The organism is Robiginitomaculum antarcticum DSM 21748 (assembly GCF_000365025.1).
Lineage (GTDB): Bacteria > Pseudomonadota > Alphaproteobacteria > Caulobacterales > Maricaulaceae > Robiginitomaculum > Robiginitomaculum antarcticum.
Window position 1 is genome coordinate 151,206 of the sequence record NZ_KB823012.1, and the last position, 24,635, is coordinate 175,840.

The 24,635-nt window shown below is 53.5% G+C and carries 27 protein-coding genes and 1 tRNA gene; 14 read left to right on the forward strand and 14 right to left on the reverse strand.

The genetic code is table 11. The annotated features are described in order from the left end of the window. Positions 1-2: 2 nt before the first annotated feature. Positions 3-752 carry a Bax inhibitor-1/YccA family protein gene (locus H142_RS0107535; protein WP_017931506.1) on the forward strand — a complete coding sequence of 250 codons (750 nt, stop codon included), beginning with the start codon at positions 3-5 and terminating at the stop codon, positions 750-752. A gap of 55 nt (positions 753-807) precedes the next feature. On the opposite strand, the gene recF is transcribed toward H142_RS0107535, so the two are convergent. The 6 genes from recF to mutM all read right to left on the reverse strand — a co-directional run bounded on the left by recF (position 808) and on the right by mutM (position 7,418). Next, entirely contained in the window at positions 808-1,953 is a 1,146-nt protein-coding gene (gene recF / locus H142_RS0107540) for a DNA replication/repair protein RecF (protein WP_083898975.1), read from the reverse strand. Next, the gene (gene dnaN / locus H142_RS0107545) at positions 1,950-3,053 is read right to left on the reverse strand and encodes a DNA polymerase III subunit beta (protein ID WP_017931508.1); all 1,104 of its coding nucleotides are present in this window, start codon (positions 3,051-3,053) and stop codon (positions 1,950-1,952) included. The genes recF and dnaN overlap by 4 nt, the downstream gene beginning before the upstream one ends. Before the next feature lie 177 nt (positions 3,054-3,230). Further along, complete coding sequence (dnaA, locus tag H142_RS0107550) at positions 3,231-4,685, reverse strand: chromosomal replication initiator protein DnaA (protein WP_169331824.1); 1,455 nt, start codon at positions 4,683-4,685, stop codon at positions 3,231-3,233. 588 nt (positions 4,686-5,273) lie between these two features. Further along, positions 5,274-5,540: a 30S ribosomal protein S20 gene (gene rpsT, locus H142_RS0107560; protein ID WP_026147880.1), complete on the reverse strand. Its 267-nt coding sequence runs from the start codon at positions 5,538-5,540 to the stop codon at positions 5,274-5,276. A gap of 143 nt (positions 5,541-5,683) precedes the next feature. Further along, positions 5,684-6,457: an enoyl-CoA hydratase gene (locus H142_RS0107565; protein ID WP_017931511.1), complete on the reverse strand. Its 774-nt coding sequence runs from the start codon at positions 6,455-6,457 to the stop codon at positions 5,684-5,686. A gap of 94 nt (positions 6,458-6,551) precedes the next feature. Next, positions 6,552-7,418, reverse strand: a complete 867-nt coding sequence (gene mutM / locus H142_RS0107570) for a bifunctional DNA-formamidopyrimidine glycosylase/DNA-(apurinic or apyrimidinic site) lyase (RefSeq protein WP_017931512.1) — start codon at positions 7,416-7,418, stop codon at positions 6,552-6,554. Positions 7,419-7,476: 58 nt separating this feature from the next. Here mutM and H142_RS0107575 point away from each other — a divergent pair, with 58 nt between their 5' ends. Next, the gene (locus tag H142_RS0107575; RefSeq protein WP_017931513.1) at positions 7,477-8,286 is read left to right on the forward strand and encodes a class I SAM-dependent methyltransferase; all 810 of its coding nucleotides are present in this window, start codon (positions 7,477-7,479) and stop codon (positions 8,284-8,286) included. Between the two features lie 34 nt (positions 8,287-8,320). On the opposite strand, the gene H142_RS14850 is transcribed toward H142_RS0107575, so the two are convergent. Further along, a complete protein-coding gene (locus H142_RS14850; RefSeq protein ID WP_083898976.1) occupies positions 8,321-8,740 on the reverse strand; it encodes a BLUF domain-containing protein in 420 nt (139 codons plus the stop codon). 268 nt (positions 8,741-9,008) lie between these two features. Here H142_RS14850 and H142_RS14855 point away from each other — a divergent pair, with 268 nt between their 5' ends. Then, positions 9,009-10,598: an AMP-binding protein gene (locus H142_RS14855; protein ID WP_017931515.1), complete on the forward strand. Its 1,590-nt coding sequence runs from the start codon at positions 9,009-9,011 to the stop codon at positions 10,596-10,598. A 72-nt stretch (positions 10,599-10,670) separates the two neighbouring features. Here H142_RS14855 and H142_RS0107590 read toward each other — a convergent pair whose 3' ends face one another. After that, positions 10,671-10,952: a metal-sensitive transcriptional regulator gene (locus tag H142_RS0107590; RefSeq protein WP_017931516.1), complete on the reverse strand. Its 282-nt coding sequence runs from the start codon at positions 10,950-10,952 to the stop codon at positions 10,671-10,673. Positions 10,953-11,239: 287 nt separating this feature from the next. Between H142_RS0107590 and ubiB the strand changes: the two genes are divergently transcribed. From ubiB to H142_RS0107610, 4 genes are read left to right on the forward strand one after another with little or no spacing between them, the layout of a single operon-like run. Continuing rightward, positions 11,240-12,826 carry a 2-polyprenylphenol 6-hydroxylase gene (ubiB, locus tag H142_RS0107595; RefSeq protein ID WP_017931518.1) on the forward strand — a complete coding sequence of 529 codons (1,587 nt, stop codon included), beginning with the start codon at positions 11,240-11,242 and terminating at the stop codon, positions 12,824-12,826. A 13-nt stretch (positions 12,827-12,839) separates the two neighbouring features. Beyond that, positions 12,840-14,027 carry a bifunctional phosphopantothenoylcysteine decarboxylase/phosphopantothenate--cysteine ligase CoaBC gene (coaBC, locus tag H142_RS0107600; RefSeq protein WP_017931519.1) on the forward strand — a complete coding sequence of 396 codons (1,188 nt, stop codon included), beginning with the start codon at positions 12,840-12,842 and terminating at the stop codon, positions 14,025-14,027. Continuing rightward, on the forward strand, positions 14,024-14,473 hold the full coding sequence (gene dut / locus H142_RS0107605) for a dUTP diphosphatase (RefSeq protein ID WP_017931520.1): 450 nt from the start codon (positions 14,024-14,026) through the stop codon (positions 14,471-14,473). Before coaBC ends, dut begins: the two co-directional genes overlap by 4 nt. Next, positions 14,473-14,847, forward strand: a complete 375-nt coding sequence (locus H142_RS0107610; protein WP_017931521.1) for a hypothetical protein — start codon at positions 14,473-14,475, stop codon at positions 14,845-14,847. Before dut ends, H142_RS0107610 begins: the two co-directional genes overlap by 1 nt. Here the strand turns inward: H142_RS0107610 and H142_RS0107615 are convergent. Continuing rightward, positions 14,844-15,776 carry a TolB family protein gene (locus H142_RS0107615; RefSeq protein WP_169331825.1) on the reverse strand — a complete coding sequence of 311 codons (933 nt, stop codon included), beginning with the start codon at positions 15,774-15,776 and terminating at the stop codon, positions 14,844-14,846. The two genes, H142_RS0107610 and H142_RS0107615, sit on opposite strands and share 4 nt — an antisense overlap. A gap of 207 nt (positions 15,777-15,983) precedes the next feature. Between H142_RS0107615 and H142_RS16275 the strand changes: the two genes are divergently transcribed. Continuing rightward, entirely contained in the window at positions 15,984-16,436 is a 453-nt protein-coding gene (locus tag H142_RS16275) for a hypothetical protein (RefSeq protein WP_017931523.1), read from the forward strand. 119 nt (positions 16,437-16,555) lie between these two features. On the opposite strand, the gene H142_RS0107625 is transcribed toward H142_RS16275, so the two are convergent. Together H142_RS0107625 and H142_RS0107630 are read right to left on the reverse strand one after the other, a co-directional pair. Then, positions 16,556-16,630 (reverse strand) — tRNA-Val (locus tag H142_RS0107625). Between the two features lie 131 nt (positions 16,631-16,761). Further along, positions 16,762-17,124 (reverse strand): response regulator, encoded by a 363-nt coding sequence (locus H142_RS0107630; protein WP_017931524.1) that lies wholly within the window; start codon positions 17,122-17,124, stop codon positions 16,762-16,764. 158 nt (positions 17,125-17,282) lie between these two features. Between H142_RS0107630 and H142_RS0107635 the strand changes: the two genes are divergently transcribed. The 3 genes from H142_RS0107635 to H142_RS0107645 all read left to right on the forward strand — a co-directional run bounded on the left by H142_RS0107635 (position 17,283) and on the right by H142_RS0107645 (position 19,619). After that, entirely contained in the window at positions 17,283-18,206 is a 924-nt protein-coding gene (locus H142_RS0107635; protein WP_017931525.1) for an N-formylglutamate amidohydrolase, read from the forward strand. Between the two features lie 102 nt (positions 18,207-18,308). Beyond that, positions 18,309-18,716, forward strand: a complete 408-nt coding sequence (locus tag H142_RS14860) for a helix-turn-helix domain-containing protein (RefSeq protein ID WP_017931526.1) — start codon at positions 18,309-18,311, stop codon at positions 18,714-18,716. Between the two features lie 87 nt (positions 18,717-18,803). Next, the gene (locus H142_RS0107645) at positions 18,804-19,619 is read left to right on the forward strand and encodes an inositol monophosphatase family protein (protein ID WP_017931527.1); all 816 of its coding nucleotides are present in this window, start codon (positions 18,804-18,806) and stop codon (positions 19,617-19,619) included. A 2-nt stretch (positions 19,620-19,621) separates the two neighbouring features. Here H142_RS0107645 and H142_RS0107650 read toward each other — a convergent pair whose 3' ends face one another. The 3 genes from H142_RS0107650 to H142_RS0107660 all read right to left on the reverse strand — a co-directional run bounded on the left by H142_RS0107650 (position 19,622) and on the right by H142_RS0107660 (position 21,881). After that, on the reverse strand, positions 19,622-20,557 hold the full coding sequence (locus tag H142_RS0107650; protein WP_169331826.1) for an alpha/beta fold hydrolase: 936 nt from the start codon (positions 20,555-20,557) through the stop codon (positions 19,622-19,624). Between the two features lie 45 nt (positions 20,558-20,602). Continuing rightward, the gene (locus tag H142_RS0107655) at positions 20,603-20,896 is read right to left on the reverse strand and encodes an SCP2 sterol-binding domain-containing protein (RefSeq protein WP_017931529.1); all 294 of its coding nucleotides are present in this window, start codon (positions 20,894-20,896) and stop codon (positions 20,603-20,605) included. 103 nt (positions 20,897-20,999) lie between these two features. Then, a complete protein-coding gene (locus tag H142_RS0107660; RefSeq protein WP_017931530.1) occupies positions 21,000-21,881 on the reverse strand; it encodes a class I SAM-dependent methyltransferase in 882 nt (293 codons plus the stop codon). A gap of 249 nt (positions 21,882-22,130) precedes the next feature. Between H142_RS0107660 and H142_RS0107665 the strand changes: the two genes are divergently transcribed. The 3 genes from H142_RS0107665 to ribD all read left to right on the forward strand — a co-directional run bounded on the left by H142_RS0107665 (position 22,131) and on the right by ribD (position 24,597). After that, on the forward strand, positions 22,131-22,616 hold the full coding sequence (locus H142_RS0107665; RefSeq protein ID WP_033315128.1) for an Hsp20 family protein: 486 nt from the start codon (positions 22,131-22,133) through the stop codon (positions 22,614-22,616). An 806-nt stretch (positions 22,617-23,422) separates the two neighbouring features. Further along, entirely contained in the window at positions 23,423-24,148 is a 726-nt protein-coding gene (gpmA, locus tag H142_RS0107670; RefSeq protein ID WP_017931532.1) for a 2,3-diphosphoglycerate-dependent phosphoglycerate mutase, read from the forward strand. Beyond that, the gene (gene ribD, locus H142_RS14865) at positions 24,145-24,597 is read left to right on the forward strand and encodes a bifunctional diaminohydroxyphosphoribosylaminopyrimidine deaminase/5-amino-6-(5-phosphoribosylamino)uracil reductase RibD (protein ID WP_017931533.1); all 453 of its coding nucleotides are present in this window, start codon (positions 24,145-24,147) and stop codon (positions 24,595-24,597) included. The genes gpmA and ribD overlap by 4 nt, the downstream gene beginning before the upstream one ends. Positions 24,598-24,635: the final 38 nt, after the last annotated feature.

The window sequence follows — 24,635 nt, forward strand, 5'->3', positions numbered from 1 at the left end:
TTATGAACCAGTTTAACAATCCCGCTGCACAAAGTGCGTCGACCGATGCCGGTTTGCGTACGTTTCTGCTGGGAACCTATAAATATATGGGCATGGCCATGCTCGTCTCTATGGTCGTGGCTTGGGGCTTCGGCAACTATGTCCTGATCGACGCCACATCGCAAAATGGTCTAAGCGCTATTGGTAATCTTATGTATAGCCCCATGGCAGCTATTGGTCTGACGATCGGTATCATTTTTGCTTTTGGCGCTGTTGGGCGCAAGCTCACCACGATGAGCGTCGGGTCGGTCAAAGTGTTTCTGTTCGGTTTTGCCGCCGTAATGGGCATCTGGCTATCCTCTATCGCGGTTTTTGCTGATCCGATGATTGCTGCAAAAGTCTTCTTCATGGCGACAGCCGCCTTTGCTGGTGTGAGCTTGTTTGGCTATGTGACCAAAAAAGATTTGGGCGCCGTTGCCAAAGTCGCAATCATGGTCTTTATCGGCTTTATCGCAATTATGCTGTTGGGCATGGTCTTCCCTTCTATGGCGATTACGCAAGGCGGCGGTCTTTACCTGGCCATCAACGTGATTGCTTTGATTGCGATCTGCGTGATTACGGCTTGGGAAACACAGCAGCTTAAGCGCATTTATTACGGCACTGTTGACAATCCTGAGATGGCCGAAAAAATGAGCGTTTACGGCGCAGCTTCACTTCTGCTTTCATTCATTAATATCTTCTCGATCCTGATGAATATCTTTAGCAGCCGATAATCGCAGTTCCATTTTGATTGAAAGCCCCGCATCGCGCGGGGCTTTTTTTATGAGGTCAGGACCCGCTTTCTGAGATCGGGATCATCTGCGCTTGATCGCCGAAAGCCTCAAATAGCCCCGCATCCGTGCCGGTCATGAGGCTATGCACGGGCAGGCTCAGTAGTTCCTGCGCGAGTGCGGCGCGGCGGCGCTCGTCTAAATGGGCGGCAATTTCGTCAAGCAGCAGCGCAAGCGGGCGGGCGGGATTACGCTCCACCTGCGTGCGGGCCTGCGCTAAAATAAGTCCGATCAGCAGCGCTTTTTGCTCTCCTGTCGAGCAGTCTCCGGCAGGCATGGATTTAGGCGCGTGAAAGACCTGCAAATCCGAGCGGTGCACCCCGCGAAGTGTCCGTCCTGCGCGGCGGTCACGGCTGCGGTCACCGGCCAGCCAGGCGGTGATTTGCGCCTCAACGTCATGCACGTCCGCGCCGCCGCGAAATAAGGTCTCGGCCTCGCCTTCGATTATAGCCGTTGATTTGGGAAAAGCCGTCTCGGGGCGGTCCGCCACCTGCTCCATTAAGGTGGCTACCGTATCCTCGCGCGCCATAGCGATTTGCGCGCCGCAATTTGCCATATCGCGCTCCAGAGCATCGAACCAAAAGGGGTCATCAATGCCGTCCGACAACAGCCGGTTACGGTCTGCGCGCGCTTTTTCATAGCGTATGGTGTGCTGGCCGTGGCGTGGATGGCCGGGCAGGCAGAGACGATCCAGAAATTTACGCCGCTCACCGGCCGGTCCGGTAAACAGGCGGTCCTGCGCGGGGGTGAGCCACATGACCGCAATCTGCTGTGCGATTGTTGTGCCTGTCGCTGTTTTTCCGTCAAGACGGTGGGTTCGCCGTCTTGGTGCATCGGGAACCTGCCCGATGGCTAATTTTGTCTCGTCCGCGCCCGAAAGCGTGGCGTTCACGCCCCAATAGGCGGCAGAAGTTTCGCCGTGCTTACGCGCCAGATCTTCCAGTTTTGCACGCCGTAACCCGCGGCCCGGAGAGAGCAGAGAAATGGCTTCAAGCAAGTTTGTTTTGCCGGCTCCATTCGGCCCGAACAGGGCGGCGGGGCGGCCGTCAAATGACAGGTCACGCCGGATATAGGATCTAAAATCCGTAATCCGCAGCTGCGCGATATAGGGGTAGGAAACCGCCAGTTTAGACGCGCAAATCAGACACGAAGGGGCATCAAAACAAAGAGCGCACGCTCGTCTTTGGGATCGCGCACCAAAGCCGGAGAGGCCGCGTCGGCCAGTTCAACCAGAGCATCCTCGCCCGTAATCTGTCCGGTGACGTCCAGCAAATATTTGGCGTTAAAACCAATTTCCAGAGGGCCATCATTATAATCGACCATTAAATCCTCATGCGCCATGCCGGTCTCCGGATTATTGACGGCGAGGCTGAGTGTATCTTCGGACAGGGTCAGTTTGACGCTGCGCGATTTCTCTGCGCTAATTGTCGCCACGCGGTCAACGGCTCTAGCGAAAGCATTATTATCCAGCTTCAAACGGCGCGGATTATCCTTGGGGATAACGCGGTCATAAGACGGGAAAGTGCCGTCTATAAGCTTGGAGGTCAGCACGGCAGAACCAATTGCAAAGCGGATTTTTGCATCTGACACACTGATATCAACAATGTCATGTCCACCGTCTAAAAGACGGCGCAGCTCGGCCACTGTTTTGCGCGGAATAATCACGCCGGGCAGGCCGGATGCGCCTTTAGGCAGGTCTGTATCGGCCAGCGCCAGACGGTGGCCATCCGTAGCCACGCAGCGCAATACGTCGCCGCTGGCGTGCATATAAATGCCGTTCAGATAGTAGCGGGTTTCTTCCGTGCTGATCGCAAATTTCGTGCGGTCAATCAGGCGGATAAGCTGTTCGGCGCTCATAGTGAAGCTGTGCGTGAAATCATCGGCGGTCATGGCCGGAAAATCGGCCGGCGGCAGCAGGGGCAGGGTGAAGTGTGAGCGTCCAGCGTCAACATCAAGGCGGCCGTCTCCGCCAATGGCAAAGGCGACTTCCGCGCCGTCAGGTAGCTTGCGCGCAATATCGTAGAGCGTATGGGCCGGCGCGGTCACTTGCCCCGGACCGGTGACATTGGCGGGCGCCGTTTCGGAAATTTCAATATCCAGATCCGTCGCGACCAGGGTGAGACCCTTATCATCAGCACTGATCAGAACATTGGACAATATGGGTATGGTATTGCGGCGCTCGACCACATTTTGGACATGGCCCAGTGCTTTAAGAAGTTCGGAGCGTTCAATTGAAAATTTCATCGTCTCTACCGTCTGTTGCGAGGACTGCAAGACGTGCTGCCGTTCCTCTAATCATCAAAGTCGGGGATTTATTGCGCCACTGGCGCATGCCCCTGTTAGGGGAGTGTTAAAGCGTTTTTTCGTGCAAAGAAAGCGTAAATCCAAACGCTTACATATCTGCATCCGCGAAGCGTGAGCTTAAGATTTCAGCGCTTCGATGACAGCTTCGATATGGGCGTTTAAGGCGCTGTCTTCCGCGCGCAAGGACTCGATGCGTTTGACCGCATGAATGACGGTCGTGTGATCGCGTCCGCCAAAACGCCGCCCGATATCGGGCAGACTGCGCGTGGTCATAATCTTGGCCAGATACATGGCAACCTGACGCGGGCGGGCAATGGCGCGGGCACGGCGTTTGGACAGCATATCGTCCATGGTGATGCCAAATTCCTTCCCCGTGGCGCGCTGGATTTTATCCACCGTGGGGCGCATGCCATTATTATAGCGGCTATGAGATAAAGCTTCCTGCACGCTTTCCAGAGTGAGCGGTCGGCCCAGAAACTCGCTGCGCGCGACGACCTGGTTAAATGCGCCTTCAAGATCGCGCGGCGTGGCATTAATACGTGCGGCCAGATGATCACGGGCGGTTTGCGGCATAGCCAAAGCCGGGTTTGGCCCGCCTCGCTTACGCTCAATCAAGCGGTCTAAAATACGGCGGCGCAGTTCGTAATCAGCCGGACCAATATCGCAGAGCAGTCCTGCGCACATAATGGATTTGAGACGGTCAGAGGCCTTTGTAATGGCGTGCGGGTGACGGTCTGTTGCCAGCAGGACCTGACGGGATTCCCCGACAAGGCTAATAAGAGTGTGCAGCAGCTCTTCCTGGCTGGTCGGTTTGTCAGCAATAAAGTGGGCGTCATCAATGATCAGCAAGTCCACGTCGCGCAATGATGATTTAAAAGCATCAACAGCCTCTCGGCCCTGACCGCGCAGACTACGCACAAATGTGGACACGAACTGCTCGGAATTGATCAGGTGAACGCGGCGGGCCGGATCCGTCATCTCGATCTCAGACTTTACGGCGTGGAGTAAATGGGTCTTGCCCATGCCATGCGGGCCGTGAATGACAACAGGATTATATTGGGCTTCGGGCGTCGCAACAACTTTGCGGGCAATTGCGTAAGCCAGCTCATTGGTTGGGCCGACGACAAAATTGTCAAAAGTAAAGCGGCGCTCGCGTGATTCCGGCTTGGCCTGAGCAACGATGGCTTCATTTTCTGGAGGACATTCAGCGGGCGGTGTTACGAGTTTAAGCTGCGGAGAGGCGCTGGCCGAAGCGGGCCTCGGTGAGTCTGCAAGTGAATTTTGCGCCGGCGCAGCATTGTCTAGAGGGGCTGAGTCAAAATCGCTCGCGAGGCCCAAAACAACAAGGCGGTTATCGCGCGCTGCCCATAATTCAGCAATAGAATGTCCGTAATCGGTTTCAATCCGCGACAGGACGAAGCGGGTCGGGCCCGTCAGGCGTACAACACCGGCATCCGCGCTATGAAGCGAGAGGCGCGCCGTCCATGATCGGTGCGCATTATCCCCCAACAAGCTGCGAAGGTCTTTCGCGGTCTCTATCCAGACCGCTTTGGCGTTTGCCAAATTGTTCATGTTATTATCCTGAGAAGAAAAGCTTGCCGCATTTTCGCGGTCATCGTGCGCTGATGGTAATGTGGATGAGGGGCGATATGCAGATGCAGATGTCATATCTCTGGCCTCCTCCATTTTGCCGGACGGTCCGGCGGGTGCAAAGATATAGCGGCCAAAGTCAGGGCGCATTATCCTAGAGGGCTTAACGTAGTAAACCCTTGATTAATATATAAAAATTTGAATTAGGCGTTGAGCAGTGACACGACGTCAACACCTTCTTCCCCCCGCTAAATCTAACCGGCCCCCGCGGTTCTTCATCAACGTTGGCCCTTTTAAACAGGGCTAAAAGCATTCCGTCAACGGGCAAAAATTAACTTTTTGCGGCCTTTTTCAGTTGACTCAGAAAAACTGAAATAACGCGGGTGGTTAGCTGTCATAAAACTTTCAAGATAATTTTCTTGACGTGTTGACAAAAACTTGACTCACCCCCAGACTTGGCTGGCAATGTTATTTTGTAGCCTAAAAGCCAAAAATTTTCAACCAAAACAGGGCTCGCAGGCATAAAAAAAGCCGCCTCAAAGGACGGCTTAAATTCATATGTCGCCGCTGTTATGCGTCGATAGCTTTGACACGCTTGTTCAGACGGGAGATTTTGCGTGCCCCGGTATTGAGGTGAAATACACCGTTTGACACAGCGCGCATCATCGCCGGTTCGGCCTGTTTCAGAGCCGTTTGAGCAGCCTCTTTGTCACCTGATGCAATTGCATCTTCAACGCTGCGCAGTTTAGAGCGCACCAAAGAGCGGCGGGATTTGTTAATTACGGTTTTGCGGGCCATTTTGCGAACGGCTTTTTTAGCGGATGACGTGTTAGCCATAAAGTCCTCAGTTTGTAGTCCGGCGCGGTATTCCATGCGCCAGCGGCGGACAAAAGGCCCGCAGTCAATTTCAATGGCGGATATAGTGCGCCCCTGGGATAGCGTCAACCGTCAATGTGAGTCACAGCGCTGCTCGGTAGGCGTTATCTATGGCGGAAATGCGGCTTACGTTTTTCAGCAAAGGCCGCCATGCCTTCTTTCTGATCTTCAGTCGTGAACATAGCCTGAAACAGACGACGTTCATAGCGCAGGCCTTGCGACAGGCTCATTTCCTGCGCGGCATTGATGGTCTCTTTGGTCATCATTGCAATCGGCAGGCTATGGCCTGCAATGGTGGCCGCTGCGGCTTTGGCCGTCTCCATCAATTCATCCGCGCTAACGACGCGTGAAGCCAGTCCGCAATTCAGCGCTTCTACGGCGTCCATACGGCGTCCCGTAAGGCACATATCCATGGCTTTATACTTTCCGACGGCACGGATCAGGCGCTGCGTCCCGCCCATGCCCGGCATTACGCCTAATGTGATTTCAGGCTGTCCGAATTTGGCCGTATCTGCCGCAATGATGATATCGCACATCATGGCCACCTCACAGCCCCCGCCCAGCGCATAGCCGGAAACGGCAGCAATGGTCGGTTTGCGAAAATTGACCAAGGTCTCCCAATTGTCAAAAATATCGACGCGGTAATGCTCCATAAAGCCTTTGGGCTGCATCTCTTTTATGTCTGCACCGGCGGCAAAAGCCTTTTCGGATCCTGTGAAGATCACGCAGCCAATACCGTCATTGGCTTCAAAACTACGCAGGGCATGGGCGACTTCGCCGGAGAGTTCGGAATTCAGTGCATTGAGCGCTTTGGGGCGATCAAACTGGATGATGCCGACGCGCCCCTCTTGGGAGACTTCGATAGTTTTATAAGCCATAATTGCCCTTTTTCCTCGGGGAGGAGTATCGTGTAAAAATTTGCCGCCTTCTAGCGGGGTAGAGCGGACTTGTCACCTCCTGCAATAACATCGTCTAACGTTGGCAGGCCCGGCAATAAAATGTGCTGCGCGCCGACTGAGCCAGACGCACAACCGCGGCGCCGCAGCTCTTGCACGGCTCGCCCTCGCGGCCATAGACATCAAAACTATGCTGAAAATAACCCAGCTCGCCCGACGCTCCGGCAAAATCGCGCAGGGTCGAACCGCCCGAGGCAATGGCATCGCGCAAGACCGCTTTGATATGCCCGGCAAGACTTTCGCCCTCGCCAACTGACAACCGTCCCGCCGCGCGGCGCGGGGATATACCCGCGCGGTATAGCGCTTCGCAAACATAGATATTGCCCAAACCGGCGACATTGCGCTGATCAAGCAGCGCGGTTTTAATTTTGCTTTTTTTACCTTTAAAGGCGGCGCGCAGGACGGGGCCGTTAAAGCTGTTCGATAAAGGCTCCGGCCCCAAATGCGCCAAGCGCTCTATGGCCTCGCCTTTGCCGAATAATTCCATAAAGCCGAAGCGGCGCGGATCATTAAAGACAATGCGCGCGCCGGCTTTGCCATTTACCGCAGCCATATCAAAAACCACATGGTCATGTTTCGGATTGGTCGTTTGGGGGTGGGTGAACTGTCCGGGGGTCAGGCTGGCGCCGCCTTCATCGATCGTAAACCGGCCGCTCATGCCCAAATGTAATAATAATGTTTCGCCGGTGGATAGCTCCGCCATCAGAAATTTGGCCCGGCGCAACAGGCGGTCTATCGTAGCGCCTTCAAGGCGCGCGGTGAAATTATCGGCAAAAGGAAAGCGCAAATCCGGGCGGTTTAAGGTTACGCGCTCAAATTTGACGCCCTCCATAAACGGGGAGAGGCCCGCGCGCACAGTCTCGACTTCGGGGAGTTCGGGCATAATGTCCTTTGCGTGATTGCGTCTGGTTTTTACCCGCCGCAGCAATTAGATAAGGGCTATGACACATAAAGCAAAGCCTAAGACGAAGTCCGGCGATACAATTGATTTTGGGTTTACCGAGGTTCCGACCGGTGAAAAGGCCTCGCGGGTGCGCGGCGTTTTCGACAGTGTTGCATCCAGCTATGACGTCATGAATGACGCTATGAGCTTTGGCATTCACCGCGTCTGGAAAGATATGACCATGGCGCGGGTCAATCCGCAGCCGGGCGAAATCCTGCTGGATGTGGCCGGCGGGACCGGCGACTTGTCGCGCAGATTTCTGGCCCGCGCCGAAGCGGCTAATATGCGCCGTAAAAATCCAAGTGAAAAACGCGCGAGCGCCATCGTCTGCGACATTAATACGGAAATGCTACTCGCGGGGCAGGATAAGGATGTGGATGGACGCGGTCGCCCGCTCAATATGACACGCGTGACAGGCGATGCTCAAAACCTACCGCTGCCTGACAACTGCGTTGATGTGGTTACAATCGCATTTGGAATTCGAAATGTGACCGACCGTGATATGGCGCTGCGTGATATGCGCCGCGTGCTCAAACCCGGAGGCCGGTTTTTCTGTCTGGAGTTCTCCACCCCTCCCGCCGACTGGCTATCCAAGATTTATGATATGTATAGCTTTAACGTCATCCCCGCCATGGGCGGCGTGATTGCCGGCGATAAAGATAGCTATCAATATCTGGTTGAATCCATCCGTAAATTCCCTCGTCAGCAAGCCTTTGCCGATATGATGAGTGAGGCAGGTTTTGGCCGCGTGAGCTGGACGGATTATACAGGCGGCGTCGCTGCTCTGCATCAGGGGTGGAAAGTTTAGGGCGCGTATGCCCGGCTTAGCCGGACATGTTCTCCTAAATCATCATTAAGCCTTTAAGATATGATCGAACGATTAATTGGCTATTGCTTATGGTTTCGTCATCGACATTATTGACCAAAGCTATGACATCTGAGAACCCCGTTTGTTCTGTCTTGGATAGATCATCATAGGATATGAAGGCCATTGACCAGTCTTGAAAAGAACGTGTGGTTATAGGCTCGTTGAGAAGCGTAATAATTCCATGATGCCGGGGGTCATCGAAAATTTGATTATAGCAGCTCAGAATAATACTTTTTTCTCCTTCCAACACGTGGAGAAAGTTTCCATCTTTATAAAGTAACATCCCGGTAATTTTGTTGGCAGAATTGGCGCGGCGGGCTATTTCTAAAATACCATTCAACTCTTCGGTAGGTAGGATTTTGTATGAGGAGCTTGCGTAAACGATATGATGCATAATTCACTTTTAAATATTTTAAGGGGCAAAGACGTTTAATTTTTATCGGCACTTTATTAAAATACCTCTAAAATCAGCCGCTTTTTCTACGGATGTTGAGGGGCATTTAGCGGGCCTTTAGCCGACTATTCTTTGAATAGTTGCCCTGCACATTATCCGGAAATTCATCTCGCCATTTCTATCACGATCCGCTTTTGCGCCTGATGATCTTTTACGCTACTATCCCCCTAAAGCGGCCGATATTAAAACAGAGCCGCGGGGAGATGTCGTGGCTGACGCTATATTGAAATCTGAAGACCTGTCCGGGCGGGCCTTGGGGCGCATGCAGCGCAGTGTCTTTGACGCATTTCTAGACGCATGCACAGCCCATGGGGCGGATACAAAAATTGTTACAGACGGGGACGGGCGGGCCTTTAGCTATGGGGAGCTTCGCCGCGCAGCCTTTGCATTGTCATCACCGCTAAGACGAATGACTAATGCGGGTGATACGATTGGCATATTATTGCCGACGGGCGCGGGGGCGGTTATTACTTTGCTCGCGATCCATGCGGCGGGGAGAACGCCCGCTATGCTCAATTTCACAGCCGGAATTAAAAACTTGAAAGCTGCCGCGAACACGGCGCCGTTCAAAACCATCATTACAGCCCGAAAATTTATCAAGCTTGCAGGACTGTCAGATTTAATAGCTCAATTATCCGACGTCGCCGAGATTATTTATCTTGAAGATTTGCGCGAAAATATGGGGCTTGGCGGAAAATTACGCGCTATTCTAGGCCCATTCATGCCGCAAATATTTACGCCGCGCGCTTCTGCGGACGAGACAGGCATCATATTATTTACATCCGGGACAGAGGGTAATCCGAAAGGGGTGGCGTTGTCTCACGCCAATATTCTGGCGAATATTGAACAGATTGAGCAGCACGTAAATTTGCTGCCCACCGATATATTTTTTAATCCGCTGCCGACTTTTCACTGTTACGGTCTGACCGCAGGAACATTATGGCCTATACTGAGCGGCCATCCGGTGGTTTTGCATCCGTCGCCGCTGCAAACAAAAGCTATCGCCCGGCGTATTTTTGAATCTAAATCCACCGTGCTCTTTGCAACGGATACATTCTTGCAACATTATATGCGCGCCAGCACGGATGACGGACTTAGCTCTCTGCGTATCGCTGTTTGCGGCGCAGAGCGCGTGCGTGATGAGACGCGTAAAATTGCCGAGCAGCGTTTTTCAATGGAAGTTCTGGAAGGTTATGGCGTGACGGAATGCGCGCCGGTTTTGGCCGCAAATCAGCCCGGCGATATCCGCTCCGGCACAATTGGTAAAATGCTCCCGGGCATTGAGACGCGTCTGGAGCCCGTCGAGGGACTTGACGATGCGGGGCGCCTTTGGGTGCGCGGCCCTAATATTATGAAGGGCTATATCTCGCCGGATACGCCCGGACAGGTTATTCCTTTAGATGAGGGGTGGCACGATACGGGTGATGTGGTTTCTGTCAATGAGGAGGGATATTATGTTATTCGCGGACGGATGAAACGGTTTGCGAAAATTGGCGGGGAGATGGTGTCTTTAACGGTAGTCGAGAATTGCGCAGCGGCGATCTGGCCGGATCATATGCATGCCGCTGCGATTGTGCCGGATAAACGCAAAGGCGAGCAGATTGTCCTGTTAACCGATCATCCCAAACCTAAACGCGCCGCGCTTCTGGCATGGGCGCAAAGCCACGGCGTACCGGAAATTTCCGTGCCGAAAAAGATCATTTCTGTAGAGAGTCTGCCCGTCTTGGGCACAGGAAAACTGGATTATGTCTCTGTGACGGCCATGGCGAAAAACGGCTTGGGTATTGTAGACGCTTAGGCAAATTTAGCTCACAGGCTTGTTGTTTTGCGTGCGTATGACGTGAGTGTTAGCTTAGTTCCAAAAGACAGCTTAACGCGCGTTTTTCTGGAGCAGGTCGATAAGCTCTGCAACTTTGGTTTCGCGTTCTGTGATGTCATCGCTCGCAATGGCTGACGCCAGACAATGCCCGGCATGATCTTTAAGCAGTTCGGCCTCAACCTTTTTCAGCGCAGCGGCGACAGCCTTTGTCTGGGTAATCACATCAATGCAGTATCGGTCCTCATCAATCATTTTTTGTAGGCCGCGAACCTGACCTTCAATGCGGGCCAGCCGCTTTGAAACATTACTCCGGCGATCTTTGCGATTAGTCATAAGGGGATATCTTATTAAAAGTGATGTGATTTAGCTTTCAAAAATACCACAGGGGGGTATAGTTAGCAAGTGCGCATGCCTCTCACAGACCTAGTCTCCTTGATCAAGACGGATCAATGGCGAGGGCTGCAAATATTTTACGATTAGGAACCCCCGCATCTGACGGATCGGGGGACTTCGCTGTTGTGATTTTTAAAATTCACGTCACTTATGCAGCCGGACATTTATATGACCGCGTCAAAATCACCATATATTCTTAGGAGATAAGGCGCTATAGCCCGCCTACTATGAGACGCTTAGGCACATTCTTCAGAACTTTACGCGCGGGATGGACGCTGGTGCGCCATGATGCCTTCGTACCGCAAGAATATGATTTTGCCGTGCCTGCGCCTGTGCGCGTCTTTGGTAAGGTCAGCCGGATATTTTCCAAACGCGAACGCGCTGATAATCCCGGAGAACGGTTTGCCATTGCGCTGGAAAAACTGGGCCCGGCCTATATCAAATTCGGACAGGTTCTGGCGACGCGCGGCGATATGTTCGACGCTGAATTCTCCCGGGGGTTGTCACGACTCAAGGACAAAGTTCCGCCCTTTGATCAGAAAATTGCCGAAGCCACTTTGGCCCGTGAATGGGGCATGCCGTGGGACGCGCGTCTGGCTTCATTATCACAGCCGATCGCCGCGGCCTCTGTTGCCCAAGTGCATAAAGCGACGCTCCCGACAGGCGAGACCGTGGCCGTCAAAATTCTGCGCCCCAATATTGTCGAGCGCATGCGCAAAGATATGGCTACGATCGAATTCGTCGCCAAGACCGCATATAAATTTGTGCCCAATGTGCGCCGTTTGCGCCCTGTCGATTTTGTTGCCGAGGCCAGACGCGCCGTTATGCTTGAGCTGGATTTAAGGCTCGAGGCCGCCGCCGCCAGCGAAATCGGCGATATCGCGACCGAGACCGGCCTGTTCCGTGTGCCTGAGATTTACTGGGACATGGTTGATAAAAACGTCTTGGTGACGGAGTGGATTGACGGCATTGCGATGTCTTCGCCCGAGATTCTGACAGATCCTAATATCGATAAAAAAGCGCTGGCCAAACGCGTTATTCAGAGCTTTCTGGCGAGTACGTTTCAATATGGCGTGTTTCATGCTGATATGCATGAAGGCAATATGATCGTTGCGCCGGACGGGGAGCTTGTCCTGATCGACTTCGGCATATTAGGCCGTTTGCGCAAAGAGGATATCCGGTTCGAGATTGATACGCTGCACGGGTTCCTGCAGCGTGATTATCTAAAAATCGCGCAGGTGCATTTCGATATCGGCTATGTTCCCGCCCATCACAGCGTCGAGGATTTCGCCTCCGCCTTACGGGCGGTTGGGGAGCCGATTTTCGGTAAAAAAGCCGAAGAAGTGTCAATGAGCAAAGTGCTTATGCAGCTGCTCGAAATCACCGAGCTGTTTGATATGCAACTGCAACCCCAGCTGATTTTGCTTCAGAAAACCATGATGCAGACTGAGGGCGTCGCGCGCCGTCTCGATCCCGAATTTGATATGTGGGAGGCCAGCCGCGATATTGTTGAGCAAGCCGCCATCGAAGAGCTGGGCCCGCAACGCTATATTGACGATTTCATTGTCGATGCCCGCCGCCTGCAAAAGGCGATGCGCGATGTTCCCGATGCCGTAGAAAATCTCGCAGCCCTGTCCAAAGCGTGGGTGAATGGCGAGATTGATCTATCTTCTGGCGCGGCCAATGGCCGCCATACGCCAAGCACAGGGCAAGGGACGGAGCGCGCCGCTTCAGGATGGGCTAAACCCGCCTTGTTTACAGGGTTCGGTGCGGCCTTGGCAGTGGCCGCGCTCTATGTCACAAAGCTGCTGTAACAGCGGGCAGCTCATGGCGCAAAAACGTATTCTTCTGATTATTGGCGGCGGCATTGCGGCCTATAAATCGCTTTTCTTGATCCGCGAACTTGCGGGGCGGGGAATTAAAAGCCGCGTCATCATTACTAAAGGCGGAACGCAATTTGTCACCCCGCTCTCTGCGGCAAGCCTGTCGGGTGACACGGTTTATACTGATCTGTGGGACCTGACAGCAGAGGCGGAAATGGGCCATATTGAGCTCTCGCGCAGCGCCGATCTCATCGTGGTTGCGCCCGCGACTGCTGATATCATGGCCAAAGCTACGCAGGGCATAGCCGGTGATTTGGCGACTACGACATTGCTGGCGACGGATAAGCCTGTGCTTTACGCGCCCGCTATGAATGTGCGCATGTATGAACACCCCGCTACGCAGCGCAATATGGCGCAGCTTAAATCTGATGGCGCATTATTTGTCGGCCCCGATGCCGGCGAAATGGCCTGCGGCGAATTTGGCGAGGGCCGCATGGCCGAGCCTGCTGCTATTGCTGACGCCATCGAAGCGGCTCTGAACGCAGCCCCGCGTCCGCTCACAGGGCGGCGCGTTGTAATCACTGCCGGGCCGACTCGCGAGCCGATTGATCCCGTGCGCTATCTATCAAATCACAGCAGCGGTAAGCAAGGCTATGCCATTGCCGAAGCACTTGAAGAGCTGGGCGCGCATGTGACTTTGATCTCCGGCCCGACGGCATTGCAGACTCCGGACGGCGTGACGCGCGTCGATATCGAAACCGCGCAGCAGATGATGGATGCGGTTGAGCGCGCCCTGCCGGCCGATATATTTCTCGGCGTTGCGGCGGTGGCGGATTGGCGTCCCGCTCAAAACGGTAAAGTCAAGATCAAGAAATCCGGCGGGGGTGCCAGCGATCTGAAACTGGTCGAAAATCCTGATATTTTGAAGTCGGTTTGCGATCATGTGAAACGACCCGAATTGGTGATCGGCTTTGCCGCTGAAACCAATGATGTTCTGGATCACGCCAAAGCTAAACTCGCGCGCAAAGGGTGTGACTGGATTATGGCCAATGACGTCTCGGGCGACGTTATGGGCGGAGATCACAATACGATGATTTGGGTCACCAAAGACGCCACAGAGATGTGGCCGAAAATGCGCAAAGCCGACGCGGCACACAGGCTATCAAAAAAAATCGCGGAGTATTTTGAATGAAAATTGAATTTAAAAAGCTGGATCATTTCGGTGATCTGGATATGCCGCACTACGCCACCGCGCTTGCAGCGGGCGCGGATCTGCGCGCAGCCGTAGATGCAGACGCGCCGATCACGCTGTCCCCCGGCGAGCGTAAACTTATCCCGACAGGATTATCTATGGCGCTGCCGGGTGGCTATGAGGCCCAAATCCGTCCGCGCTCGGGTCTGGCCTATAAGCACGGCATAACGGTATTAAACTCGCCGGGCACAATTGACGCGGATTACCGCGGAGAGGTCAAAGTGTTGCTGATCAATCATGGCGCGGATGATTTTGTGATTACGCGCGGTGAACGTATCGCGCAGATGATTATCGCGCCCGCCCCGCAATATAAATTTGAGGTCGTGGAGACCCTGTCCGACACGGTGCGCGGCGTCGGCGGTTATGGCTCAACAGGGACTGGGTAATGAAGGATTTATCCGGGTTTTGGTCAGGACAATATGCCTATGGCGATAGCCGCGCGCCGATCAACTTTGATGCTGAAATTTCTCATCACGCCAGTAAATTATCCGGCGTTATAACAGAGCCCAACAGTTTCGAGCCGCATGCCGGAACACTTCTATCCGCGACGATGGCAGGGTCGGTTTCCGGCTCCGTCGTAAAATTTATCAAATCCTATGATGGCGGCCATGATGTACGCTATATCGGACAGCTCTCGCCGGAGGGCGATCATATTAGCGGCGATTGGACAGTCATCGGCTATGGCGGCAGCTTTACCATGCGCCGCGACAAGGGCCGCGAGCTTCCAATAGAGGCTTTGCTGGCCCAAGAGGTGGATTAGTCCGTTTCTATCGCATTGCCGACCACCGCGAGCTTTGTGCTGTCGGGACTGACTGCAAGGCGCGCGGCGTCTTTGATACCAAATTCGGATAGGTCAGCTATCTCTGCCCATCCGTCTGCGTCTTCGCGCCAGCGGTAGAGGCGGTCTTTTTCAATCATCAAAATATCACCGCCGGGCGTCCAGCCGTAATTAGCATTGCTGCCTTTGATGGGCGTTATCGGGCGTACGGCTTTAGTCTTTGGGTCAACGGATTTGATCCAGACCTGTCCGTTACCTTGCCGGTGGACAAAGCTGAAATTTTGCGTGCCGGGAATGAGATAGGGCGTGGAGGGCACAGCGTCGCCGCTGACATAATGAGTGGCTTGCGATGTGGAACTGGCGAGCGTGACGTTAAATCCATAGCGCGACCAGAACAGAACATCGCCGCTATCAACGTTCCAGCTATAATACCCGACAGGTTCACGCAATGCGCTCGCGGGCAGGAGCTTGGTTTGTAAATCCGGATTATCCCGCGTGACCGTCACGACATTTTGGATCGCGCCCGCGCCGTCGGTCACGAAGGATATCGTCAGATTATCGGCCGTGGCGACGGGTGAAAACTCGCTGGACTCTGTGTTAGTAATCCGGCGCGCTTCACCTGTCTCAATACTATATTCCCAAACATCCGTCTGATAATCATCACCGCGCGCGTAAAGAAAACTTTGGCTATCGGGCGTGAACGAGGGCTGATTATCATAGCCCTGACGCGCAGTAACATTGCGGCCATTGAATAAGGCGGTTTCGCTATCGAGCGAAAGGTCAAACAGAAATATATCGGTCTGAGGCAAGTTCGCTTTGGGCTTTGCATCTTGAGCGACTGCCGCTCCTGCAAGGCTGATAAGACTTGCCGTGATAACGGCTTTAAACGGGATCGATAGTAAATATTTCATAACGGGCTCCTGCATCTGCGCATTATGTAGCGCGCAGCGCATTATGAGGGAAGGGGAGAGGTTTTTTGATTATGTTAGGGTATAACGCGTAGCGAAGTTTGTTTTTACAAAATTAAATGAATGGTAAATTTTTTTTGTTATACTTTTAATGTCCGTTAGTATCCTTCTGATAATCACTCTAATAAGAATGTATAATTGGGGGTAAATATGAATTTTCTTAGTGCTTCAGTTGTTTTAACATTAACACTATCATTTAGCGAGCTAGCGATTGCCCAGACAAATTGGGATGCCATTTTTGAAGAAGCCAGCCTAAGTCATTTGTCTCCCGATGATCAGGCAAAAGTAATTAAAATGTTAGGTCTAGCATACGCCGCCGGCCGTCAAGATAGCGCCCCGACCAGCGCCAACTATAAGTCAAACTCGACATGCCCAACGAGCACCCGCAAGTTAGTGGAAACAAGGATAGATGGTGAATTCGAGGGTTGGGATGGTGAAACAATTTTCAAAATGTCAAACGGACAAATCTGGCAACAGTCGGAATATAATTATCATTACCGCTATGCTTATCGGCCAGAAGTATTTCTGTTTAAAGATAATGGACGGTGGAAGATGAAGGTTGATGGAGTAGATAAAGCGTTAGGCGTGGAATGTCTCCAATAGTACACTAAACGCATAGCGGCAACGAGCTCTAGCCCTACCCGGCATTCATGCCGTAAATTTTGGTCCACTGGATCAGAATTTTGGCCGTTGGCCATCCGAAGCTCCGCAGGAGCGAAGAATGGTGCGCGATACTGGGATTGAACCAGTGACCCCTACAATGTCAATGTAGTGCTCTCCCGCTGAGCTAATCGCGCTTATCCATTCGATAATTTCCATCTGGCGCAATACCAGCCGGAAAGTGAAGCGGTGATATATCGCCGCGCGCCGGAGGGCGCAAGACAAAATGACCCTTGTTTACAGTGTAAATCTAGCGCGCCAGATAAGTCTAGGCCGCGATAACGCGGTCAATTTCGCCGACGAGTTGGCGCAGATGCACGGGCTTGGATAATACCGTCGCGCTTTGCGCCGTCTTGGGATCCTGCATCGCCACAGCGGCAAATCCGGTAATGAACATGATCTTGATACCCGGAGAGAGAATCTCAGCCTGTTTGGCCAGCTCAACGCCGTCCAGACCGGGCATCATGATATCGGTCAATAAGAGATCAAATGCGCCGTCGGCAAATTTAAGCGCGCGCAAGGCCCGCTCGCCATCGCTACAGGCAATGACATGGTGACCGGCTTTCTCCAGCGCCTTTTCAAAAAAGCGCCGCATAGCGTGATCATCTTCTGCGTATAATATGGTGGCCATAATCCCCGTTTGATCCCTTCACGTAACCTCAAGCTACCTATTACGTTCCACCAACGCTATTAAATTGTGCCGCACTAGAACATTAGCGACTGTTGGTTAGACAGTTTGCAAATGCCTCGCCAGTTGACGGGACTATCACGGGCGAGCATGAATAATTTATGACCAATTTGCACTTAACGCCTCAAAATGCGCGATGCAGCAAGAGGATTGCCGCCCGTTTGGTCAAGATTGACCGCGGCATTGACCCGGTGCTTGAAATCACGTCGCCGCAGAGCGGGTCCGGCCCCGTTGTTTTCGCCGCGCCGCATAGCGGACGATGCTATCCTGAGGCTTGGCTGCGCAGTTGTAAGCTTTCTGTGGACAGATTGCGCAGTGTTGAGGATGCCTTCGTAGACCGGCTTTTTGCCGGTGCGCCATCACACGGCTCGGCGCTGCTGTGCGCACGGTTTCCCCGCAGCTATGTTGATGTAAACCGCGCGCGCACCGACCTGTCTCTTGGCCAGCGGCGTGATGGGCATGGTCCCGAGAGCGCCCGCGCGCGCGTTGGTCTTGGCGTTATTCCGCACTCCATCGGGGCTAATACGCCGATTTACAATATCCAGCCCGCCGAGATGGAAATCGAGCATAGGCTGGAGCATTATTATGATGTTTATCACCGCGCACTTGATAGGCTGATGGGCGATACATTGCGCGCGCACGGGCAGACGCTTCTAATTGATTGCCATTCCATGCCCGATAGCGGCGCCATGAATGGTCGCCGCGCAGATATTGTACTGGGCGACTGTTTCGGCACGTCCTGCGCGCCGCATATTATTGGACATGCCGCACAGATACTGCGCGAAATAGGATACAGCGTTGCCATTAATCATCCCTATGCAGGCGGATATATTACCCAGCGCCACGGCCGGCCACATGAGGATTGCCACGCGCTGCAGATCGAGATTAACCGCGCCTTATATATGAATGCGGTGACGCTGCGCGCGACGCGCGGCTTTGGGATTTTGTCGCAAAATCTGGAGCGCTTTATCGCCGCGATGACCTCAGATTTTCGACATGTAATTCATCCTATTGCCGCAGAATAAGGACGCAAACTGCGAAAACTCTCTTAAAAAGCGAACAACCCTGACCCGTTTGGCACGGCGCTTGCTCCCCCAAGAGGCGAAACACTCATTTGGGACATAGCTATGACAAGCGATATTGATCTACATGTTGGCAAGCGCCTCCGCCGCCGTCGCAGATTGCTGGGCCTAACCCAACAAAATCTGGCTGGCGAGGTTGGAATTCGGTTCCAGCAAATCCAGAAATATGAATGCGGCGCGAACCGCGTTTCTGCAGCCCGTCTGTTCGAGCTCTCCGAAGCTTTGCGCGTGCCCGTGCAGTATTTCTATGAAGGCCTATCCGAATTTGCGGCCCATGATGCGGACTTGGATCCGGAGATATTAGCCCCGGACGTCTTATCCAAAAAAGAGACCATGGATTTGATTCGCGCCTATTACGGTATGGGTGAGGGGCCGCGTAAACATCTGCTCGACCTCGCCAAGTCGTTATCCCAAAAAAGCGCGGGCGTGCCTCTGCTCTCAAGCGCGGTTTAAAATATATGATAACGCAATTAAAATTGATGAGTTTTAAGGGCGTATTGATGCTGGTTTATGGCGGGCTGTGCGTGTTAAGCGCCGCCTATGGAGCTTTATACTACACCCGATTATAGCGTCCGCCTTGATTTAGCCCGCAGACTGGCCGACCGGGCGCGGGAGTTGACGCTGCCCCTATTCGCGAATCCCGGCGCCGCACAGAATAAAGGCACAGTTTCCGATTATGATCCGGTCACGCAGGCTGATATGGATGCTGAGCGGATGATGCGCGACATGATCCGCACGGATTTGCCGGATGACACCATCATAGGCGAAGAATTTGACGATCATATCGGCAGCGGCACGTGGAGCTGGACTCTCGACCCGATAGACGGCACGCGCGCATTTCTGGCCGGCGTCCCGGTGTGGAGCACGCTCATCGCGGTCAGCTATAATGACACACCTGTTATTGGTCTTATCGATCACCCCGCTCTGGCGCAGCGCTTCGTCGGTCATGGTGGTAAAGCTTACCGCGAAGACGGGAGCGGCACGGCGCAAATAAGGGCGCGGCCCTGTAAAGATATTCGCGACATTGTTCTGGGCTGCACAGAGCCGCTGGCCATGTTCAGCGCGGGTGAGCGCGCCAGCTATGAGATGATCCGGCGCACGGCGCGGTTCTCGCGGCTGGGGCTGGACGCTTATGGCTATGCAATGCTGGCCAGCGGCCGGATGGATATGATCCTAGAAGCGCTTCTCAAACCTTGTGACGTTCGCGCCCTTATTCCGATTGTCGAGGGCGCAGGCGGCATTATCACAGGCTGGCACGGGGAGTCGCCAATTCATGGCGGACGCGTTGTTGCGGCGGGTGATCCGGATATCCTGGAGCAGGTCTATCCGTATTTACGCCGGGCGATGGACAGCTAAGTTTAAATCCGCTGCTCGGACAAAAAGACGTCAAAGGCTTCGAAGAACTGATCGCGGAACTGGTCCTGCTCCAGCAGGGTTTCATGCAGCGCGCCTTGAATCATCAAAAACTCTGCCCCGGCTTTTTCAGCGAATTTTTTTATATCCTCGGCAATGACAATTGGGTCTGCACCGGGCTGTACGATAAGCGTCGGGGCCTGCAATTTACGGGCATTGGACACAACCTCGCGCATGGCGCCAACCGCGCCGCGTATCCAGCCATAGGTCGGTCCGGCCACCCGCACATTATCGTGCAGATCAAAATAGCTGCGCCACAGCTCGTAGCGTTTGCGATCCGACGTCAGCTTATTACCCTTAAAATCAATCGCGATACCGCGGCTTTGCGGCTGCATCGGGATAGGTCGCTTGGACAAACCGATAATGGATAAAAATGATAAAATCTCAGGGACGCCCGGCTGTTCCAATCCGGCCAAGCTTAACATAGGCGCGTTCATAATCGCGGCGTCAGGATGAACCATGCCGCGCAGCATGGCTTGCAGTCCGATACACCCGCCCATGGAATGACCGAGCATCACATGCGGCCGGGGGAGCTCTTCTTTGTAAGTGCCTAAAAGCTCGACTAGATCGCGGGCATAGTCACCGAATTTGCGCACGTAGGATTTAAGCGGATCCTCCAGCAGCCGGGTCGATAACCCCTGTCCACGGTGGTCCATAATAAAGACGCAAAACCCGCGATTACGCAGGTCTTTGATCGTCTCTAGATATTTTTCAATGAATTCCGTCCGGCCCGGAACAAGAATAACCGTCCCGCGAGGCTGAGGATTAAAGCTGGGAAAAACGGCCGTGCGGATATCCAGCCCGTCAACCCGCGCAAAGCTAAACGCCGCGTCTTCGGGAATGACAACGCCGGGGACGTCAACTCTAGGGGCCGGGGTCACGCGCATGGCGTAATGGCCGGGCGAAAGAGCCGCCCGGCGCGCGGATTACATACCCGCGAAAAGAGATTGCAAGCCCATGGCCACAGACATATCGCCTGCCACTTTAAGCTTACCGGACATGAAGGCCATCATCGGGTCAAGTTCGCCCTCAGCCAGTGCAATGAAATCAGCTTTGTCGACGCTGATCGTGCAATCGGCGTCAAGGTCTTCGGTTGAAACTTCGGTTCCGGCGGCATGAACCTGCCCGTCATCACCAAAATCAAACTTCACAGATTTGTCAAGTCCGCCGGCTTTAGCGACAGCTTCGCGCATTTTCACGGCGATTTCTTCAGTAGTCATAGATCCTCCAATTTAGCAATTCGTCTGCCTGTGTGCTTGGCGTGAATATGGTCATCTTGTCGGCAAAAGCAATGGGGCCTGCCGACAGAAAAATGAAACCTGCCTATTCAGCTTTGCGAAATTTCAGCGTCATACGGTCAGATTCGCCAATCGCTGCGTATTTTGCGTGATCAAATGCTGGATCGGCTTCTTCGCCGCGACCGGCGTTTCGTCCGACAGGGGGCAATGTCCAGACGCCAAAGGGGTGATCCGCCGTGTCATTTGGATTGGCGTTAATGTCTGATCTTTCGACCAGTTCAAATCCGGCCTCTTTGGCCATGGCGATCACATAATCTTCCTGCACATAACCACTGCGCGCCCGCGGATCCTGTTCCAAAGTGGCGGGCAGGCGATGCTCGACAATGCCCAGCGTGCCGCCCGGTTTCAGACCGGCATAAAATGTTTCAAAGGCTGCTTCCGCATAGCCGCCACCCATCCAGTTATGGACGTTACGAAAGGACAGGATCATGTCGGCTTGAACCGCCGTGCCATCGGCGTTCATTAAAGGGCCGATATCTTTGCCGAATGTCACGGTCGAAGCATCCGGATATGAGGCGCGGAAATTTGCGTTACCGCTTTTGGCGTAGTCGCTGGTTTCAGGAAATAATGCCGCCGTATATGTTCCGCCTGTTTGCGCCGCATATGGCATCAGAACGGAGCTATACCACCCCCCGCCGGGCCAGATTTCAACAACATTCATGCCCGGCTTCAAGCCCATGAATTCAAGGGTTTGCACCGGATTGCGCCACGCATTTCGCTCTGTGAATTCGCCTCTTGTCTCGTCCATAGCAATGGTCTCGAGAACGCTGAGCTGCACGGCCTCCGGTGTTTCAATTTCTACTGTCTGCGCAGGTTTTACGTCAGGCGTTTCGTCTCCGCCACACGCCGTTAAGGTCATGGCGCAAGCCGTCAGTAATGCGGCGCTTAATTTTGATGTTAAGGTCATAAATATCTCCCGATTTGGCGTGTTTTAGCGCAACGCTATATCAAACCCTAGCGTTAATTTTGGGTTTAGTTGTCTACAGCTATTGCCCTTGAAACCCGAAATTGATCTCCCATTTTAAGTTATGCAGAGGCCGCATTGTGCGGATCTGCGCCGCGCAGCACGGGTCGCTTTTGGGCCCGATATGCGTAAGGCCCAACCCGCCGGGGTCTTATGTTGGCGGGATGTGAAATTGCTAAAAAGGATATCACAATGCGTAACACTTATGATTTTTCACCCCTTTACCGTTCATTTGTCGGGTTCGAACGTATGGCCAATATGATTGACCAGGCGTCCCAGGATAATTCGCCCAGCTACCCGCCTTATAATATCGAGCAAATCGACGAGGACAGCTACCGTATTGAGCTGGCCGTCGCTGGTTTCGGTCAGGACGAGCTGAAAATTGAAAGCCATAAAAATGTGCTGACAATCTCTGCATCGCGCGAAGGCGATGAGTCTGATGCCGAGCGTAAATTCGTCCATCGCGGTATTGCCGGACGCGGTTTTGACCGTCGGTTCCAGCTCGCCGACCATGTTATTGTAACGGGAGCCGACTTGGTTAATGGCCTTCTGGTTATCGATCTGCGCCGCGAGCTTCCTGAAGCGATGAAGCCGCGCACAATTGCGATCGGCGAAGTGGCGGCCAATGACAAAAAATTAACCGGCAAGACACCTTCTGGAAAGTCCAAAGCTGCTTAATTGACTCAACAGCGTGATTAAGCGCCCTTCCCCCGGGCAGCACCGCTGATTGAAGACGACCCCGCGCTCCCTCCCGCGCGGGGTCGTCGCATATTTGGGGGTTCACTTTCGCGTCCATCTCCGTGGTGCGGGATGTTAAGTTTGTTTTTTATCTCACTCTTTTGTCTCTTATCTTGTTATTAGAAGGGCGTCTGTGCGGGACTTTGAAAAACAGGATTACCTTTTACGCGTTAGTGTTGTTTCGTTTATCAAAGTCCCTGCCGTCCCTCCGGATGTGACCCCGCAGTTTCGACATGCGCCCTTTTTCACAAAGACGCAGCACAGCAATGTCTTTGCCAGCGGCTATGAGCCGGGGTTTGCCGTTCTAGCTCTCACTGGCGGGAGTCCGCGCGGCACGTTAAGCCACAGATCATCCCAACACCGCCTCATCTCCAGCCAGCCAACGTACGCTTGCCTGCCCAATGAGATAAGAACAGCTTAAAGATAGGGGCAAAGTGAGAGGCGGGGATTGTTTTTTGTTTATCCACGAAATTGGAACGCCCAATTCTCCATACCGTCATCCTCGCTGGGCACCAGCGAGGATGACGGTAATTGGAAGAGCGGCTCGAGATTCATCCCCGCTCAGACCGTGTATTGCGCAAAATTTAGCCAAATGATTTCGCTTTGCTCTATCTGACAGGCGTCAGCCATTACGTAAGAAATTATAACACATTTCGTATAGTCAAATTTCAGAAAACTCTCGACTTCCTTTGACGCTGCGCGGCTTCCCGCCTAAGAACAGTGGGAATAATTTCGAGGAAATAATCATGACCAAACTTGCCCTTATTCGTCACGGACAGAGCGAATGGAATTTGCAAAACAGATTTACGGGCTGGGTCGATGTTGACCTGACCGAGAAAGGCGTCGCTGAGGCGCAGCTCTCCGGAGAACTGCTTGCCGCAGAAGGGATTGACTTCGACGCCGCCTATAGCAGTGTCCAGAAGCGCGCCATAAAAACGCTGTGGTACACGCTCGAAGCGCTGGACCGTTTATATCTTCCTGTGACGAAAGACTGGCATTTGAATGAGCGTCATTATGGGGGTTTGACCGGTCTGAATAAACAAGAGACGCGCGACAAGCACGGCGACGAACAAGTCCATATCTGGCGGCGTAGTTTTGATGTTCCGCCGCCGCAAATCACAAAAGAATCCGATTATCACCCCATTCACGATCCGCGATATGCGGGAATTCCCGAAGCTGATCTGCCGACGGGAGAGAGCCTGAAACTGACGTTGGACCGCGTTCTGCCTTATTTTGACGCCCACATCGCGCCGCAGATTAAAGCTGGTAAAAACCTGATCATAGCCGCTCATGGGAACTCGCTTCGCGCGCTGCTTAAAAGTTTATTTGACGTCGCGGATAATGATATTCCCGGATTTGAAATTCCCACAGGAAATCCGCTTTTGATCGATATCGCTGATGGCACTCTAAAGGTCACCGCGGCGCGCTATCTGAATGCGGAGCGGGCGAAAGACTTGCCGCCGATCAAGTGAGCCCGGATTATTTGAAGCCTGCCGATCAGGACTTTATGAATGCTGCCATCGCGGCCTCTCTCTCGCAAGCGGGCCGCACGGGCGAAAACCCCAATGTCGGTTGTGTAATAGTCAAAAACGGCGTCATTATTGGCCGCGGCGCCACAGCTGATGGCGGGCGTCCACACGCCGAGACGCTAGCCCTCGCGCAGGCCGGCGCGGCGGCGCGCGGCGCTGATGTCTATGTCACTCTGGAGCCTTGCTCTCATTTTGGACAAACGCCGCCTTGCACAGATGCGCTTATTCAAGCGGGCATACAGCGGTGCTTTATTGCGCTGATAGACCCTGACCCGCGCGTTAATTTTCAAGGCGCGGCGAAATTGCAGGAAGCGGGTATTGATACCTCAATCGGCCTCTGTGAAATATCCGCTAAAGAGGCCATGTCTGATTGGCTCAAAAACCGCGCCTAAGCGCCCGCGTTAACTATTTATTAGGCGCATCATCCCAA